The 16321-nt window shown below is 68.4% G+C and carries 16 protein-coding genes and 1 tRNA gene; 10 read left to right on the top strand and 7 right to left on the bottom strand.

Features of this window, described 5'->3' with window-relative positions:
* The first annotated feature begins 58 nt into the window (after window positions 1-58).
* From ASC61_RS06485 to ASC61_RS06460, 6 genes are all read left to right on the top strand, one after another.
* A complete protein-coding gene (locus ASC61_RS06485; protein ID WP_056210523.1) occupies window positions 59-1198 on the top strand; it encodes a glycosyltransferase in 1140 nt (379 codons plus the stop codon).
* 61 nt (window positions 1199-1259) lie between these two features.
* Window positions 1260-2048: an MBL fold metallo-hydrolase gene (locus ASC61_RS06480; protein ID WP_056210522.1), complete on the top strand. Its 789-nt coding sequence runs from the start codon at window positions 1260-1262 to the stop codon at window positions 2046-2048.
* A gap of 3 nt (window positions 2049-2051) precedes the next feature.
* Window positions 2052-2789 (top strand): potassium channel family protein, encoded by a 738-nt coding sequence (locus ASC61_RS06475; RefSeq protein ID WP_235503503.1) that lies wholly within the window; start codon window positions 2052-2054, stop codon window positions 2787-2789.
* Between the two features lie 105 nt (window positions 2790-2894).
* Window positions 2895-4343: an MFS transporter gene (locus ASC61_RS06470; RefSeq protein ID WP_056210521.1), complete on the top strand. Its 1449-nt coding sequence runs from the start codon at window positions 2895-2897 to the stop codon at window positions 4341-4343.
* Window positions 4344-4398: 55 nt separating this feature from the next.
* The gene (locus ASC61_RS06465; protein ID WP_056210520.1) at window positions 4399-4950 is read left to right on the top strand and encodes a hypothetical protein; all 552 of its coding nucleotides are present in this window, start codon (window positions 4399-4401) and stop codon (window positions 4948-4950) included.
* Complete coding sequence (locus ASC61_RS06460) at window positions 4950-5201, top strand: hypothetical protein (RefSeq protein WP_056210519.1); 252 nt, start codon at window positions 4950-4952, stop codon at window positions 5199-5201. Before ASC61_RS06465 ends, ASC61_RS06460 begins: the two co-directional genes overlap by 1 nt.
* On the opposite strand, the gene ASC61_RS06455 is transcribed toward ASC61_RS06460, so the two are convergent.
* A complete protein-coding gene (locus ASC61_RS06455) occupies window positions 5198-6559 on the bottom strand; it encodes a CDP-glycerol glycerophosphotransferase family protein (RefSeq protein ID WP_056210518.1) in 1362 nt (453 codons plus the stop codon). The two genes, ASC61_RS06460 and ASC61_RS06455, sit on opposite strands and share 4 nt — an antisense overlap.
* A gap of 214 nt (window positions 6560-6773) precedes the next feature.
* Between ASC61_RS06455 and ASC61_RS06450 the strand changes: the two genes are divergently transcribed.
* Complete coding sequence (locus ASC61_RS06450; RefSeq protein ID WP_056210517.1) at window positions 6774-7793, top strand: LLM class flavin-dependent oxidoreductase; 1020 nt, start codon at window positions 6774-6776, stop codon at window positions 7791-7793.
* A 75-nt stretch (window positions 7794-7868) separates the two neighbouring features.
* On the opposite strand, the gene ASC61_RS06445 is transcribed toward ASC61_RS06450, so the two are convergent.
* Window positions 7869-9689: a phosphoenolpyruvate carboxykinase (GTP) gene (locus tag ASC61_RS06445; RefSeq protein ID WP_056210516.1), complete on the bottom strand. Its 1821-nt coding sequence runs from the start codon at window positions 9687-9689 to the stop codon at window positions 7869-7871.
* A gap of 235 nt (window positions 9690-9924) precedes the next feature.
* Window positions 9925-11772, bottom strand: coding sequence for a hypothetical protein (locus tag ASC61_RS06440; protein ID WP_056210515.1), 1848 nt, complete (start codon window positions 11770-11772; stop codon window positions 9925-9927).
* Window positions 11773-11913: 141 nt separating this feature from the next.
* On the opposite strand from ASC61_RS06440, the gene ASC61_RS06435 reads away from it, so the two are divergent.
* The 3 genes from ASC61_RS06435 (at window position 11914) to ASC61_RS06425 (ending at window position 14093) form a co-directional block, all read left to right on the top strand.
* A tRNA-Arg gene (locus ASC61_RS06435) sits at window positions 11914-11989 on the top strand.
* Between the two features lie 88 nt (window positions 11990-12077).
* Complete coding sequence (locus tag ASC61_RS06430; RefSeq protein ID WP_056210514.1) at window positions 12078-13391, top strand: adenylate/guanylate cyclase domain-containing protein; 1314 nt, start codon at window positions 12078-12080, stop codon at window positions 13389-13391.
* A gap of 39 nt (window positions 13392-13430) precedes the next feature.
* The gene (locus ASC61_RS06425; RefSeq protein ID WP_056210513.1) at window positions 13431-14093 is read left to right on the top strand and encodes a Crp/Fnr family transcriptional regulator; all 663 of its coding nucleotides are present in this window, start codon (window positions 13431-13433) and stop codon (window positions 14091-14093) included.
* A 19-nt stretch (window positions 14094-14112) separates the two neighbouring features.
* Here the strand turns inward: ASC61_RS06425 and ASC61_RS06420 are convergent, their stop codons facing one another.
* The 4 genes from ASC61_RS06420 to ASC61_RS06405 form a co-directional block, all read right to left on the bottom strand.
* On the bottom strand, window positions 14113-14526 hold the full coding sequence (locus tag ASC61_RS06420; protein WP_235503502.1) for a cyclic nucleotide-binding domain-containing protein: 414 nt from the start codon (window positions 14524-14526) through the stop codon (window positions 14113-14115).
* A 148-nt stretch (window positions 14527-14674) separates the two neighbouring features.
* Complete coding sequence (lepB, locus tag ASC61_RS06415) at window positions 14675-15343, bottom strand: signal peptidase I (protein ID WP_056210512.1); 669 nt, start codon at window positions 15341-15343, stop codon at window positions 14675-14677.
* Window positions 15344-15409: 66 nt separating this feature from the next.
* On the bottom strand, window positions 15410-15778 hold the full coding sequence (locus ASC61_RS06410) for a TraR/DksA family transcriptional regulator (RefSeq protein ID WP_056210511.1): 369 nt from the start codon (window positions 15776-15778) through the stop codon (window positions 15410-15412).
* A 113-nt stretch (window positions 15779-15891) separates the two neighbouring features.
* Window positions 15892-16317: a hypothetical protein gene (locus ASC61_RS06405; RefSeq protein WP_056210510.1), complete on the bottom strand. Its 426-nt coding sequence runs from the start codon at window positions 16315-16317 to the stop codon at window positions 15892-15894.
* Between the last annotated feature and the right edge of the window lie 4 nt (window positions 16318-16321).

Here is a 16321-nt window from a genome sequence, read left to right as displayed (position 1 = left end):
GACGCGCGCGGGGCCCCACACCGGGGTGGCTCAACCCGGCGCGTGGTTCGATGGTGGGGTGAGCGAATCAGAGCTGCGGCGGCCGACGGTCGCCATCGCGCACGACTACCTCACCCAACGCGGAGGTGCCGAGCGCGTCGTCCTGGCCATGGCGGCGGCGTTCCCCGAAGCCACGATCCACACGACGGTCTACGACCCGGAGGCCACGTTCCCTGAGTTCCGCGACCTGCCGATCGCCACCTCGTGGCTCGATCGCATCGGGTTCTTCCGGCGGCATCACCGCTTCGCACTCCCGCTGCTGCCGTTGGCCGCCTCGACGATGAAGATCGACGCCGATCTCGTGCTGGTCAGCAGCAGCGGGTGGGCGCACGGCTTCCGGTCGACGGGCCACAAGGTCGTCTACTGCTACTCGCCCGCGCGGTGGCTCTACCAGTCCCGCCGCTACCTCGGCGACAACGCGACCTGGACCGAGCGGGTGGCCCTGAGGCTGCTTCGCCCGTTCCTCGTCTGGTGGGACCGCCGGGCGGCGCGATCAGCCGATGCGTACGTCGCGATCTCGTCGATCGTGCAGGACCGGGTGCTCAGCGAGTACGGGCGCACGTCCGCCGTGCTGCCGGCTCCGCGGCCCAACACCGTCGACCGCCCGTCGGTGCCGATGCCGGAGATCGTCGAGTGGCTCGACGGCCACCCGTTCGAGCTGTGCATCTCGAGGCTGCTGCCCTACAAGAACGTCGGCACCATCATCGAGGCGTACGCCAAGGAGCCACACCGCCGTCTGGTCGTCGTGGGCCGCGGACCGATGGGCCCCGATCTCCGGGCTGCCGCGCCCGACAACGTACGCCTGATGGAGGACATCACCGACGGAGAGATCGCCTGGCTCTACCGCCAGTCCCGTGCACTCATCGCGATCAGTCACGAGGACTTCGGGCTGACCCCGCTCGAGGCGGCGTCGTTCGGCAAGCCCAGCATCGTGCTGCGATGGGGCGGCTACATCGAGACGATGATCGAGCACGTCACGGCGCTGTTCGTCGAAGAGCCGTCAACCACGGCGCTGCGTGACGCACTGGCGCAGCTCGACGTGCACGACTGGGACGTCGACCGCATCAAGGAGCATGCCGAGCGCTACAACGAAGCGGTGTTCGTCGAGGCGATCCGCGAGCTGGTCAAGGCGCACCTGGACGGCAACCCGCCCCGCTGACCGCCGCCGCACATCGGCGTTTGGGTGACAGGCCACCGGCAACTCCGACAGGATCGAGCCCATGCGTGTTCACCACCTCAACTGCGGCTCGCTCCGCCCGCGGGCCATGCCCGAGATCGTCTGCCACGTCCTGCTGTGCGAGACCCCCGACGGCCTCGTGCTCGTCGACAGCGGGCTCGGCCGGCAGGACTTCGCCGATCCCCGCAGGATGGGGCCGTCCCGGTTCGTCATGCGCGCGGACCGCGACGACGCCAGGACGGCGGCCGCACAGGTCGAGGCGCGAGGTTTCTCGACCGCCGACGTGCAGCACGTCGTCCTGACCCACATGGACTTCGACCACATCGGTGGCCTCGCCGATTTCCCCGCGGCGACGGTCCACACGACGGCCGATGAGTACGACGCCGCGGTGCTCAATCCCGGCTTCGCGTCGCGGCAGCGCTATTCGCCCCGCCAGTGGGCGCACGAGCCTCGGGTCCAGACGCACGGCGGACCCGGTGACCTGTGGAAGTTCGGCCTGCGCGGCACCGAGGTGCTGCCGGGCATCACGTACCTCCCGATGCCGGGACACACCAGGGGGCATGCCGCGGTCGCCGTCGAGACTCCGGATCGCGGACTGCTGGTCCACGCCGGGGACGCCGCGTTCGACGTCAGCTCGTACACGTCGACGCTGCCGTCAGGTGCGCCCGTGTCGGGGTCGCGGCGCCTGCGAGCCATCGAGACGTTCGCCGCGGTCGACCGCAAGCAGGTCGCCGAGAACCACGTGACGCTCCGCCGGCTCCACGACGAGGCCGGCGTGACGGTCTTCACCGCGCACGACAAGCGCATGCTCGACGACCTCGTCGGGAGCTGAACCGTGGGAGGCACGGGTCAGGCGCGGGGCACCACGTGGGGGGCGCGGCTCGAGCTCCTCGCCATGCTCCTTGCGCTGGTCTTCCTCGCCGCGTACGCGATCCCGATCCTGCAGCCGGATGCGTCCGAGTCGGTGCGTACGGCGTGCCGGACAACCGTGTGGGTGACGTGGGCCCTGCTCGCGGTCGAGGTCGCCGCCCGATTCGTGCTCGCCGACAACAAGAGGACGTTCTTCCGACAGCATTGGCTGGACCTCGCTGCCGTGGTGCTGCCGGTCCTGCGTCCCCTGAGGTTGCTCCGGCTGGTCCTGCTGGTCAGCTTCCTGCAGAGGCACGTCGGTCACTCGTTGATCGGGCGGGTCGGCGTCTACGTCGGAGGGGCGATCAGCCTGACGTCGTTCGTGGCCTCGCTCGCGGTTCTCGAGGCCGAGAGGGCACATCCGGAAGGCAACATCCGTACGTACGGCGACTCCATCTGGTGGGTCATGACGACCCTGTCGACGGTTGGCTACGGCGACCACTACCCGGTCACGACCGAGGGCCGCTGCATCGCTGTCGCCCTGATGGTCGTCGGCGTCGCACTGCTCGGCGTCGTCACGGCTTCGCTGGCGACGTGGCTGATCGAGCAGGTGCGGGAGATCGAGGAAGAGTCCGATGCCTTACAGCGGCAGGACATTCTCGCGCTGCGCGATGAAGTCAGACGCCTGAGGGGCGCCCTCGAAGCCAGGCAGACCGACGCCTGAGGGTGACGAGGCGCACGTAGCCATCCGGAGAAGACCTCCGTATAGTTGGTTGCGCGGAGCAATCACCTGCTTCGAACCCGCCACGCTCTTCCCAAGGATTCTCCTGTGCCTTCGTCGACCCGACGCACTCACTACTGGCTGACCTTCGCCGTGCTCGCGGTGGCGGTGTCGTCCTACTCGCTCATGCAGTCGCTCACGATCCCGGTGCTGTCCGAGATCGAGCACGAGCTCAACACCGACCAGAACACCGTGACCTGGGTCCTGACGGCCTACCTCCTGTCGGCCTCGGTCTTCACGCCCATCATGGGCCGGCTGGGCGACGCCTTCGGCAAGGAGCGCCTCCTCGTCCTGTCGCTCGTGGCCCTCGCCGCCGGTTCGCTGCTCGCGGCGCTGGCCGGCAGCATCGGCGTCCTGATCATCGCCCGCATCATCCAGGGCGTCGGCGGTGGTGTCCTCCCGTTGGCCTTCGGCATCATTCGCGACGAGTTCCCCACCCACAAGGTCGGTGGCGCGGTCAGCGTCGTCTCGTCGCTGCTCGCGGTCGGCTTCGGTGCCGGCATCGTGCTGGCCGGCCCGATCGTGTCTGGCCTCGGCTACCACTGGCTGTTCTGGCTGCCGTTCATCGTCACCTCGATCGCGGCCGTGGCCTCGATCCTCTTCGTCCCCGAGTCGCCGGTCCGCACCCCCGGCCGCATCTCGGTGCTGCCGGCGATCCTGCTGTCGAGCTGGCTCGTCGCGCTCCTGCTCGCCCTCAGCGAAGCGCCGAAGTGGGGCTGGGGCTCCGGTCGTACGATCGGCCTCCTCGTGCTCGCGGTGGTGCTGATGGTGGCGTGGATCCAGGTCGAGCAGCGTGCCACCGTGCCGTTGATCGACATGCGCATGATGCGTCTGCCGGGCGTCTGGACCACCAACCTCGTGGCACTGCTCGTCGGCATCGGCATGTACGCGTCGTTCGGCTTCATCCCGCAGTTCAACCAGACGCCGAGCGCCAACGGGTACGGCTTCGGGTCCAGCGTCACCGAGTCGGGCATGCTGATGCTGCCGTCGGCGGTCGCGACGTTCCTGACTGGCCTCGTCGCCGCATCGATCGCACGCCGGATCGGCCCCAAGACCGTCGTCGTGTTCGGCTCGGCCCTCGGTGCGGTCGGCATGTTCATGCTGGCCTACATGCACGACACCAAGACGCAGATCGCGGTCGCCAACGGCATCACCGGCGTTGGCATCGGCCTGGCATTCGCGTGCCTCGCCGGGCTCATCGTCGGCGCGGTCCCGCCCGAGCAGACCGGTGTCGCGAGTGGCATGAACGCCAACATCCGGACCATCGGCGGCTCGGTCGGCACGGCGGTCATGGCCAGCATCGTCACGGCGCACTTCCTGCCCAGCGGGTTCCCCAAGGAGATCGGCTACACCGCCGGCTTCGCAGTCCTCGGCGGTGCGCTGCTGCTCGCGGCGATCGCCGGACTGGCGATCCCGACGATCTCGGCCAAGAAGCTCGAGGAGCAGCTCGTGCAGGACCCGTCCCCGGAGTCGGTCATGGAACCCGCCACCGCCTGACCACCACTGAGCCTTCCCCTCCCGCTACGTTGTGGCTCGAGGGGAAGGCTTCGGTATGTCCACAGGTGCCACACGCTCGCCGGTGCTCGTCGGCGCGAATCCCGGCCTGCGCCTGTACGACGGCGAGACCCTCACGGCGTACGTCTCGGTGTGGCGCGTCGACTGGTCGATCCACGGCAGGGGGACCGCGATCGTGCTGTGGCGCGACGGTGTCGTTCGCGTGCTGGGCGAGGACGTCGAGCTGGCGACCTGGCTGGAGCGCGACTTCGTCCGGCACTTCCCCGAGGCCGACGGACTCGCGTGGCCCGAGCCGGTGGCGGAGCGCCAGGCCGTCGACGTCGACATCGACCTGACGACCGGACTGAACGCCCGTGCGGAGGGACTCGAGATCCGGATGTCCGACGTGCTCGACCGGCGTACGTTCGCGACCGACAGCTTCCTCCTCGGCGGGGTCGACCACAGCCTGAGCCTCGTGCTTGCGCCGTGTCGACAGGCGTCGTTGACGATCGACGGTGACGCGGTCACGGGTGCGCCGCAGGTCGGCGGCGAACCCCGGCGGCCGTCGTCCTCCGCCTTCGTCGCCGTCGCCGAGGTCTGGTGCCGGTGATGGGTCGGTTCTTCAGGGACAGCTCCGGCCGACTCGTGGTGATCCAGCTCCCCAACCCGGCGCTGTGGGTCTGGCTGGCGGCGACAGCCCTGCGCGCGAGCGCCTACGACTCGCGGGACACCGAGCTCCGCTGGATCGGGACCGGCGCTCTGATCGTGTGGGGTCTGGACGAGCTGGTGCGTGGGGCTTCACCGTTTCGACGGCTGCTCGGCGCCGTGGTGCTGGCCTGGCAGCTGGCGAACGTCTTCTAGGAGCTCGACAGCTCGCGGACCAGGTCCATGAAGCGCCGTGCGGGGTCGGTGCGATTCGGCCCGCCGAGGTAGTGATCGGCGCGCTCGCCCCGCGCACCCGCCAACGGATCGTTCCCGAGCGCCGCGTCGAGTGCGTCGTCCAGGCGTACGAGGTCGCGGTCGATGACGTACGCCGCCGCGGCCGACGGGTGCGCCGCGCGGAACGCCTCGGGATCGGCGTACTGCGCGGCGTACATGACCAATGGCTTGCCGCTTGCCATGAAGTCCACGACGATGCCCGACACGTCCGAGACCATCGCGTCGACCGAGTTGAACGCGTCGATGAGCGGCTCCTCCATCGCGAACGGGCCGCCGCGATGCGGTCGCCCGGTCGCTGCCGCGTCGGCCTCCAGCAGCTGGTTGACCCGTACGATCATGGCCTCGGCCCCCGCGTGGTTCTGCCCCGCGAAGTGGCGGCGGAACACCACGGTGCAACCACGATCGAGCAGCGCCTGCACGACCTGGTCGGCGACCGCGAGCGACGAGACGTTGAGGGTGTCGTCGGCGTGCCGCCAGGTCGGTGCATAGAGGACGGTCGCCGGCTTCGGGACCGGCCCGTGCGCAGGCTCAATGCCCTCGGTCTGCGGGCGGCCGATGATGCGCACCCTGTCGGCCGGGATCGACAGCCCGGCGGCTTCGAACCGCTCGATCGCAGCCTGGCCCGCGACGGTGACGAGGTCGTACTGCAGCACCCGCTCCGACGCGCTCAGCGGCTTGTCGCTGTCGCCGTGACCGAGGAAGACGTGGGTCGCCGACGAGCCGGCGATGAAGTCGGCGTTGGCCGCTGCGCCATGGGGATAGAGCGCGCCGCGTACGCTCGCGGGAATCCGCCCCTGCACGATCGGGACGTCCGGATACATCTCGGCGAGCTGGCCGAACAGCGCGGGCGTACGCGCGACGATGCACCACAGCACGCCGGTGCGCTCGACCCACGGCGACCACATGCCGATGTGCACACCGACCTTGCCGGCATAGGGGATCGCGATCGTCGGCGCGTACGCCTCTACAGCGCGGCGAGCCTCGTCGCACTCCCGGGCGTACCGGTGCATCGTGCCGGCGATGGCTGCGAGCCCGACCCCTCCGACGACGGCGATCACCAGGGCCGTGCCGGGCTGGAACATCACATCGATGACCACGACGACCGTCAGCAACGCGGCGACCGACGCCCACACCCGGAACCGGAGCGGTGGCCGGTCGGCGAGATGTGACGGTTGGCCGGGGAAGTGGGCCGCGCGTAGGGGGCGGGCGGACGCGCTGCGGCGGGCGACGACGCCGGTCGCGAGGCCCAGGACGAGCACGAGGAGGGCGGCGACGATCACGCCAGCACTCTAGGCCGTGCCGACCGATTCCCGCTCGGGGCCCGCGGCCCCGCATCCCGTCTGACTGCGTTATCGTCGGTCGCCGCACAACCCCGGTGCGCCTCCCTCCTCTGCCTTGTCAGTCGGGCGCGGATGCCACGCACCCTGATCGACCGCGAATCGGTCGGCACGGCCTAGTAGGAACAGCCCACGCTCCTTCGACGTTGACCCGGGTATGAAGAACGTCGGCTTCCTGTCCTTCGGCCACTACCAGGCCGTGCCCGGCTCGCAGACGCGTACGGCCGGCGACGTCCTGCTGCAGTCGATCGACCTTGCGGTCGCAGCCGAGGAGCTCGGGCTGGACGGCGCCTTCTTCCGCGTGCACCACTTCGCCCGCCAGCTGGCATCACCGTTCCCGCTGCTCGCCGCCGTCGGTGCCCGTACGAGCCGCATCGAGATCGGCACCGGCGTGATCGACATGCGCTACGAGAACCCGCTCTACATGGCCGAGGACGCTGCAGCGGCCGACCTGATCAGCGGTGGCCGGCTCCAGCTCGGCATCAGTCGAGGATCACCCGAGACCGCGATCCGCGGCTATGAGTCGTTCGGCCACGTGCCCGAGGAGGGCCAGAGCGATGCCGACATGGCACGGGCGCACACCGAGCTGTTCCGGCACGCGATCGCCGGCGCCGGTGTCGTGATGTCCGACCCCAGGATGACGGGTCAGTCGGCGCCGCTGCCGATCATGCCCCAGTCGCCGGGGCTTCCCGATCGGATCTGGTGGGGTTCCGGTACCCGCGCGACGGCTGAGTGGACCGCCCAGCAGGGCATGAACCTCATGAGCTCGACGCTGCTCACGGAGGACACGGGCGTGCCGTTCGACGAGCTGCAGCTCGAGCAGATCCAGCGTTATCGGGCCACGTGGGCTGACGCAGGCTGGGAGCGCGAGCCGCGGATCTCGGTCAGCCGCAGCGTCATCCCGATCCTCGACGCCCAGGACCGCGCCTACTTCGGTGAGCGCAGCGGCGAGGACCAGATCGGTCACCTCGACGGCGGGATCGCGAGGTTCGGCAAGTCGTACGTCGGCGAGCCGGACGCGCTGGCCGAGGAGCTCGCCGCCGATGTCGCCGTGCGCGAGGCTGACTCCCTGCTGCTCACGGTGCCCAACCAGCTCGGCGTCGACTACAACGCCCGGCTCCTGGGCGCCCTCGCCGACCACGTGCTTCCCGCCATCGGCTGGAAACCCCGCACCTGAACGCGCTGAGCCTGACGTTTCTGCTGGTATGACACGGTGTGTCGCAGCAGAAACGTCAGGCTCAGCGGGAAACGGTCAGCCCTCGAGGCGGGCTTTCAGGCCGTCGAGCTCGGTCCAGAGCACGGTCGGCAGCTTGTCGCCGAACTTCTCGAACCACTCGTTGATCTGCGGGATCTCGGCCTTCCACTCGTCGACGTCGACGCGCAAGGCCTTCTCGAGCTGCTCCTCAGTGACGTCGAGGCCGTCCGTGTCGATCGCGCCGGCGACCGGCACGAGGCCGATCGGCGTCTCGACCGCCTCGACCTTGCCCTCGACGCGCTCGATGACGTACTTGAGGATGCGGCTGTTCTCGCCGAAGCCGGGCCACAGGAACCCGCCGTCCTCGTCGCGCCGGAACCAGTTGACGTAGAAGATCTTGGGGAACTTCGACTCGTCGTTGTTCTTGGCCATGTTGATCCAGTGGCTGAAGTAGTCACCGGCGTCGTAGCCGATGAACGGCAGCATCGCCATCGGGTCGCGGCGGACGACGCCGACCGCGCCGGTCGCGGCAGCCGTGGTCTCCGACGACAGCGTCGCGCCCATGAACGTGCCGTGGGTCCAGTCGCGGGCCTCGGTGACGAGCGGGATCGTCGTCTTGCGACGGCCGCCGAACAGAATCGCGTCGAGCGGTACGCCGTTGGGGTCGTCGTACTCGGCCGCGAGGGTCGGGCACTGCTTGATCGGCGTGCAGAACCGGCTGTTGGGGTGCGACGAGACCTCGTCGGACTCAGGAGTCCAGTCGCGGCCCTTCCAGTCGGTGAGGTGCGCAGGCGGCTCGTCGGTCATGCCCTCCCACCACACGTCGCCGTCGTCGGTCAGCGCGACGTTGGTGAACACCGAGTTGCCCTGGTCGATCGTGCGCATCGCGTTGGCGTTGGTGTCCCACCCGGTGCCGGGGGCGACGCCGAACAGGCCGAACTCGGGATTGACGGCATACAGGCGGCCGTCGGCTCCGACGCGGATCCAGGCGATGTCGTCGCCGATGGTCTCGACCTTCCAGCCCGGCACGGTCGGCTCGACCATCGCGAGGTTGGTCTTGCCGCACGCGCTCGGGAACGCCGCGGCGACGTACTTGACGACGTTCTCGGGCGACGTGAGCTTGAGGATCAGCATGTGCTCGGCCATCCAGCCCTCGTCGCGGCCCATCACCGAAGCGATGCGGAGCGAATAGCACTTCTTGCCCAGCAGGGCGTTTCCGCCGTAGCCGGAGCCGAACGACCAGATCATCCGCTCCTCGGGGAACTGGACGATGTACTTGGTGTCGTTGCACGGCCACGGGACGTCCTGCTGGCCGTCGGCGAGCGGAGCCCCGATCGAGTGCAGCGCCGGCACGTAGTCCGCGTCGAGCTCCTCGATCTTGTCGAGCACGGTCTTGCCGACGCGGGCCATGACGGTCATCGACGCGACGACGTAGGCGGAGTCGGTGATCTCGACGCCGAACATCGGGCTGTTGGACTCGAGGTGGCCCATGACGAACGGGATGACGTACATCGTGCGGCCCTGCATGCAGCCGTCATAGAGGTCCGTCATGATCGCCTTCATGTCCGAAGGCTCCATCCAGTTGTTGGTCGGGCCGCAGTCGGCCTCGTCAACGCTGCAGATGTAGGTGCGGTCCTCGACGCGAGCGACGTCGCTCGGGTCGGACGCGCACCAGAACGAGTTGGGCTTCTTGGACTCGTCGAGTCGTACGAAGGTGCCGGAGGCGACGAGGTCATCGGTCAGCGTGACCCATTCCTCGGGAGTGCCTTCGACCCAGTGGATGGCGGCCGGCTTGGTCAGGGCGGCGACGTCGTCGACCCAGGCCTGGAGCCTGGGGTGCGTCGTCCGGTAGGTGGATATGACGGTGTCTGCGGACATGTATGAACGTTTCCTTCTCGCGCATCGCGAACCAAGCGCATTGATTCGCACTCCCTCGGCATGCGGGCCTCGGGTAGCTGATGTGTGATGAATCGGCACCGACGGGCGATGACGATTCAGCCGACTTTACGTGTCATATCCGGCGTATGGGCTGGTCGGAAGGGGTGAACATAGTCACACGTATGACAGGGAGGGGCGGCGCCTCGCGGCACCGCCCCTCCCTCGTCCGTACGGTCTAGCTGCCGAACGACACCTTGAAGCCGAAGGACCCGGTGACGATTCCCGGGCCCCGCAGGTTGGCGTACAGGTCCTGCTCGGAGTAGGTGTTCGGGCGGTGGTAGCGACGCAGGATGTTGTCCGCGCGCGGCTCCTGCTTGATCAGGTCGAGCAGCTCGTCGAGGCTCTGAGGCTCGTCGATCTCCTCGTCCCCCTCGTCGAAGCCGAACTCCTCCTCGTCGTCCCAGCTGTAGGACTGGCCGGTCAGTCGGATCGAGCCGGTGCCCTTGGCGCCCGCCGACGTCCTGATCTGGAACGGGACGGTCGTCGGCGCCACCTCGGACAGGTAGTTCGCCGCGGCGAGCTTGACCCGCAGGCTCAGCGTGGCGCCCGGCTTGGCCTTGATCGGCGTCGCCGAGCTGATGTTCTTCCACACGCCCTTGCTCAGCACCTGCGCACCCACGGTGCGGAACGCGCGATAGTCCGGCAGGAAGGCCGAGTTGACCTCGACCTTGGAGACGGTGACCTTCTCGAAACCGTTCGTGACCAACGCCTCGACGTCGCTGGCCGCCAGGTAGGACGCCTCCTCCGGGAAGAACTCGAACGCCGACACGCGCTGCGACCGCTGGAACACCTCAGGCGTCGGGACGCCGTCGATCGTGCGGGTGTAGTGGATCTTCCAGGTCATGGTCGCGTCGCCCGACGAGAACTGGTTGAGCAGCGAGACCGCGTCGTTGTAGACCTGGGCCGACACGACGTACGACAGCGCCGCGGGAACCGCGACGTTGGTCGTCGCGTCGCGGGTGTCACCGAGGCCGGTCGCGTGCGTGACGACCTCGATGTTGGTGGGCTGCTGGCCGAGTGTGCCGAGGATGCCGGCGAGCCGGTCCTGGTTGATGACGCCCTTGACGGCGCCGACGTTCGCGATCTTGTAGGACGAGTCGAGACCGCCGTCCTCCTGGACGTCGACCGCGCTGGCGCCGTTGAACGTCTCGGTGGACTTGCCGGTGAACTCGTCCGGGTGGCCGTAGGCGAACACCTTGTTGCCGCAGATCGCGGTGACGGTGCCGACGGCCGCGGTCGTGACGTCTCCGGTGGAGAATGTCGTCGCGATGTTGCCGCCCACCTGGATCGGGTAGTCGGCGTCGGCGCCCAGGGACGCTCCGCCGGAGCGGAAGCCGCCGGACTTGTTGGGGGCCTTGGCCTGCAGCATCGGGGACTTGGCCGCGATCTTGTTGGCCGCGGCAGCGGCGATGCCGCTGACCTGCTTGCTGGGCGTGATGATGTGCCCGGTGCCGAGAGCACCTGGCACGTCGCTGGCCTTCGCGATGGCGTCGGCTTCCTTGGCCGTGGCGCGCACCGTGCCGCGTGCCGCCGACAGCGTCGCGTACTTCGGGTTGGCGAGGTCGTACATGTAGGTGGCGGGGGTGACGCCGGCGCGCGGGCTGGCGACCGAGCTGAAGCCGTACGAGACGGCGCCCACCAGGGCGCCTGTGGCGTCGTCGTACACCGGCGAGCCGGACATGCCGGCCCAGATGCCGGCGTCGACGCTGCCGTCGGCGTGGGTGATGCGGCTGCCTTCCATGTCGAAGACCGGAAGGTCGAGGCCGGGTGCGATGCCGTTCTCGATGGTTCCGACGTACGTGCCGTGGAACTCCTCGGGCGTCGTGCCCTTGACCGTCGTGAGACCGGTCACGGTCGTGACGCCGGCGACAAGGTCGCCGATCGGCAGCGCGGCCGGACACGGGTCGGAGCCCGGGGCCGGTGGCGCTGCGGTGGCAGCGCTGGTGGACACGGCGATGCCGGCCGCGACCAGCGCAAAGGTTGAGGTGACGCTGGCAATTCTGCGCAGCGGACGTGCCGACATGACGGGTCCTCCCCGATCGGTGACAGGTTGTTGTGCCTCACCCTAGGGGACGTGCGGCGCAGGTGGGTCGAGTCCGGGCAACTGGCCAGATTTTCCCTCGGCGAAGGGCCACGCTAGACTCAGCGAGGCCCTTCGGGGCATGCGCCCGTAGCTCAACGGATAGAGCATCTGACTACGGATCAGAAGGTTAGGGGTTCGAATCCCTTCGGGCGCGCCAGACATTCCCGTCGTTCCAGCCAGAAGCTGGGGTGGCGGGTTTCTTCGTTGTGCGCCGAACGGCTGCCGGCGACCCGTATCGTCCGGTCATGGACATCGAGCGGATCGTGCCGGCGGACCTGGGACGAGCGAGCACGCTCGGCAGGTTCAGCGGCTCGACCGAGGCCCAGTACGACGAGTGGTTCCTCAGCCGCACGTGGCCCACCAGCCGCGGCATCCTGTGGATCTCGGTCGTGGTCTGGGCCACCACTCCGTTCGTCCTGCCGCGCGTCCTGGATCTCGACGGTGCGATCCTGCCGTTCAAGATCACGACCTTGTGCTGGGGTGTCGGTCTCCCCGCGGTGCTCATTCCAGCGCTTCTCGGCCAGCGCCATATGCGGCTGTGGTTGCAGCCCACGGTCCTGACGGTGACGACCCTGTGCGCACAGCTGGGTCTCTACTGGACCGAGGCAGCCGACATGCCGAACTTGATGGTGTCGACCGTCGTGTTCTTCATGTTCATCGCGCCGATCCTGCAATTTTCCTTCAGGAGCACAGGGGTCGTCCTCCTGGTGACCTTGCCCGTGACGATCGCGGTCGCGGTCGTCAATGCCGATCGTGACGGCACGTGGGACGGCACGCTCAACTACCAGCTGTGGCTGCTGAGCTCGGCGTCGCTGATCGTGCTCGGAATCAGCGTGGTCATCGAGAACACGTTGCGCGGCCGATTCGTCGATGAGCAGGTCATCGCCCGTCAGCAGGACGAGCTGCTGGGCTCCCGCGCACTCATACGTCGTTATGCCCCGCCCGCGGTCGCTGACCGGCTCGAGCACGGCGACACGACGGTCGACTCCCCTCAGCGGCGCCGGGTCACGGTGTTCTTCGCCGACGTCGTGGGATTCACGACCTTGGCCGACCGGCTCGACCCGGAAGCCCTGGCCGAGATCGTCAATGAGTACCTGGGCTCGGTCGCCCAGATCGTGGAGAGCCACGGCGGCACGCTGAACGAGTTCGCCGGCGACGGGGTGATGGCGATCTTCGGTGCACCCGACGAGATGGAGCCGCGGGACCAGGTCAAGTCAGCCCTCGACGCCGCTCAGGAGCTCCAAGGTTCGTTGCCCGTGTGGAGCCAGAGCTGGTACGCGCTGGGGATCGACCAGGATCTGCGGGCAAGGATCGGCATCAACACGGGCGTCCTGTCGATCGGCACGTTCGGTTCCGCCGTGCGCGCGACGTACACGGGCATCGGGCTGCAGACCAACATCGCGGCCCGCATCCAGGCAGAGTGCCCACCTGGATCCGTGCTGCTCTCGAAGACGAGCTGGCACCTCGTGCCGGACGGCGTCGTCTGCGAGCCACGCGGCGAGGTCGAGGTCAAAGGCGTCCACTTCCCCATCGCGATGTACGAGCCGCGCATGGCTTGAGCCCGCCGTTCCAGGCGGAACCTGTGATAGGACTTCGGCATGCACTGGTCGCCGCTGGCATCGCTGGACGATGGCGAGCAGGAGGCCGTCCTGGGAGCAGCGAGACGTCGCTCGTTCGTCAAGGGGGAGATCGTCTTCCACGCGGGTGACCGCTCGGACTCAGTGCACCTGATCACCTCGGGGCACTTCTCCGTGATGGTCTCGACACCCGACGGCGACCTGGCGACGCTCAACGTGCTCGGCTCGGGTGACTGGTTCGGCGAGCTCTCGATGCTGGGTGAGCGGGAGCCGGCGCCGCGGTCGGCAACGATCGTGTCGCTCGACGCAGCCGAGACCCTGGTGCTCACGCAACCGGCATTTCACCGCCTGTGCGAGAGCCATCCCCGAGTCGAGCGGCTGGTGGGGGGTCTGATGGCCGCTCGCATCAGGAAGCTCAGCGCGGATCTGTTGGAGGCGAGGTACGTCGACCTGGACCAGCGACTGTGTCGCGCTCTCCTCGACCTGGCCGAGGTGTTCGGCGGGCAGGACTCGGGACTCACGATCCCCTTGACGCAGGAGCAGCTGGCCGACCTGGTCGGCGGCACCCGGCCGTCGATCAACCAGGCCCTTCAGCAGCTCGTGCGCGAAGGGGTCGTCCAGGTCGCGCGCGGCAGGGTGACCGTCCTCGACGAGCAGGCACTGGTACGCGAAGCGGGTCGATGACCCACTGCGTCCGGCGCCGTTAGAACGCTGCCAGGCGACTCGCCGCCGAGGAATGCAGCGCGTCGGCGAACGCGGGGTTCATGTCGACCAAGGCTTCGAGGGCCGCACCCTCGACACGCAGAGCCGTGACGTCGGTGGACGCGACGACCGAGGCGCTTCGCAGACGGTGGTCGACCACGGCGATCTCCCCGAACACCTCGCCGGGACCCAGGGTCCTGCGGACCTCACCCGACTTGCGAATCTCCACGTTGCCCTGGAGCAGGATGTAGGCCGAGTCTGCGGGCGTCATCTCCATCATGATCGCCCAGCCCTTCGGGACGTGCACCGAGGTGCCGACCGTGGCGAGCACCCTGACGAGGGCGGCATCGAACGTGGTCATGCGGAGCAGGTCGTTCTCGACCTGACGGTCCAGCTTGTGCTTGTGGTGACTCATGAGTGTGTCCCTTCGGCTAGCGGCGGGGTCTTCGCCGCGTGTGCGCCTCATCGTCGCGGCATCCGGCCGAAGGTTCTGTTCGCTGGCTGACACAAGAAGTCCCGCCGGAGCTGATGCTCGGGCGGGACTTCGTCGCTGGTGCGACTCGTCAGGGGCTGAGGTTGGCGTCGAACGTGTCGGGCTTGTGGATGAACCCGGCCCGGCCGAGCGGCCACACCCGCAGCCAAGCCTTGCCGACGACGCTGCTCTCGGAGATGAATCCGCCGCCCGGGTCACCCATGTGGGCGCGCGAGTCGCTGGAGTTGCCGCGATTGTCGCCCATGACCCAGAGGTGACCCTTGGGCACCTTGACCTCGAACGTCTTGTCCTTGGTGGCGGTCTCGTCGAGCACGTAGGGCTCGGTGAGCTCCTTGCCGTTGACCGTCAGCTTGCCGTCGGTGCAGCACGCGACGGTGTCGCCACCGACGCCGATCACGCGCTTGATCAGGTGGCCGCCGGTGGGGAACAGGCCGACGGTCTCGAGCGCCTTCTGGATCGGGTTGGACGCGTGCTTGGAGTCCTCGGCGCTCAGCCAGCCTCCCGGGTCGTCGAACACGACGATGTCGCCGCGCTTCACGTCACCGCCCCAGTAGGAGACCTTCTGCACCAGGATCTTGTCGTTGACGAGCATCGTCGGTTCCATCGACTCCGACGGGATGTAGAACGCCTGGAGGAAGAACGTCTTGACGACCACGGCCATGACCATGGCGGTGGCGACCAGAAGGATCGATTCCTGCCATACCGGCAGCTGCTTGCGCGTCTTCTTCTGATCCGTCACGCACAGAGCCTAGCCGGACCCTGCCAAATGCCCGGGCTCAGGATTCCTCCCGGCGATTCCGCGGAGTCACGCGACGCAGGTCATGCAGAGCGTGGCGCGCGGGAACGCTTCGAGCCGCGGCCGGCCGATCGCCGCGGAGCACCGCTCGCACACGCCGTAGAGCCCGAGGTCCAACCTGGCCAGGACGTGCTCGGTCTGCTCGAGGATCGCCGCGGCGTTCTCTGCCTGCACGGCGTCCTGCATCAGCTCGGAGCGGTGGCTGGCCACGTCGATCTCGTCATGCAGCACCTCGAGGGTCGAGGCTGAGACGGCTTGCGCCGATGCGCTGTCGAGGATCGCGAGCTCTGCCCGGAGCCGCTCGGCGGCCAGCACCAGCCCGTCGCGGATGGAGCTCAGTTCCTCCGTCGTCCAGGCCGGGTCGATGTCAGTCGTCATGGGAGTCCCTCCGGGCACGAGTGGTTCCGACCGGCATACCCCGAAAGACCGAGCCCATTCGTCTGCGAACGCACGAGATCCCCAGGCGCCGCCCGGGGATCTCGTGTCGGTGCTCACGGCTTCTTGGCAGGTGCCTTCTTGGCCGGCTTCGGTGCCGTGACGTCCGCCGGGGCCGGCGGCGTGGGTGGCGCCGGGAACGGCTCGGGCCGCGGCGGAGTCTGACCCTTGCCCTTCACCGCGGCGAACGCTGCCGCGCCGGCGCCGGTCAGCACGCCGAGGAACGCGACGCGCTTGAGCTTCGAGCGCTTCTTGGGCTTGACCTTGTCGGGCACCTTGTCCGCGACACCGTCAGGGAGGCGGTCGAACAGGTCGTCGCGCAGGTCACGCAGCTGGTCCTTGTCGGGCAGCATGTCGACCAGTGAGTCGCGTACGCCCGGCGCCCGGTCGACGACTTGCTGGCGGAGCTCCTCGGTCTGGCTCGCCAGGTCGTCCAGGCGTGCTTCGAGTCGGTTGCGGAACTTCTTCTTCTTGAACGGCATGGGT

The organism is Aeromicrobium sp. Root344 (assembly GCF_001425755.1).
GTDB lineage: Bacteria > Actinomycetota > Actinomycetes > Propionibacteriales > Nocardioidaceae > Aeromicrobium.
The sequence above is the reverse complement of the archived record's forward strand: the minus strand, read 5'-3'. Positions and strand labels throughout refer to the sequence as shown.

What these genes read in the sequence shown, in the direction of transcription:
- ASC61_RS06480 (WP_056210522.1), top strand. Translation starts at nt 1,260, where the DNA reads ATGCGTGTTCACCACCTCAACTGCGGCTCGCTCCGCCCGCGGGCCATG.
- ASC61_RS06465 (WP_056210520.1), top strand. Translation starts at nt 4,399, where the DNA reads ATGTCCACAGGTGCCACACGCTCGCCGGTGCTCGTCGGCGCGAATCCC.
- ASC61_RS06460 (WP_056210519.1), top strand. Translation starts at nt 4,950, where the DNA reads ATGGGTCGGTTCTTCAGGGACAGCTCCGGCCGACTCGTGGTGATCCAG.
- ASC61_RS06450 (WP_056210517.1), top strand. Translation starts at nt 6,774, where the DNA reads ATGAAGAACGTCGGCTTCCTGTCCTTCGGCCACTACCAGGCCGTGCCC.
- ASC61_RS06445 (WP_056210516.1), bottom strand. Translation starts at nt 9,689, where the DNA reads ATGTCCGCAGACACCGTCATATCCACCTACCGGACGACGCACCCCAGG.
- ASC61_RS06440 (WP_056210515.1), bottom strand. Translation starts at nt 11,772, where the DNA reads ATGTCGGCACGTCCGCTGCGCAGAATTGCCAGCGTCACCTCAACCTTT.
- ASC61_RS06430 (WP_056210514.1), top strand. Translation starts at nt 12,078, where the DNA reads ATGGACATCGAGCGGATCGTGCCGGCGGACCTGGGACGAGCGAGCACG.
- ASC61_RS06425 (WP_056210513.1), top strand. Translation starts at nt 13,431, where the DNA reads ATGCACTGGTCGCCGCTGGCATCGCTGGACGATGGCGAGCAGGAGGCC.
- ASC61_RS06420 (WP_235503502.1), bottom strand. Translation starts at nt 14,526, where the DNA reads ATGAGTCACCACAAGCACAAGCTGGACCGTCAGGTCGAGAACGACCTG.
- ASC61_RS06410 (WP_056210511.1), bottom strand. Translation starts at nt 15,778, where the DNA reads ATGACGACTGACATCGACCCGGCCTGGACGACGGAGGAACTGAGCTCC.
- ASC61_RS06405 (WP_056210510.1), bottom strand. Translation starts at nt 16,317, where the DNA reads ATGCCGTTCAAGAAGAAGAAGTTCCGCAACCGACTCGAAGCACGCCTG.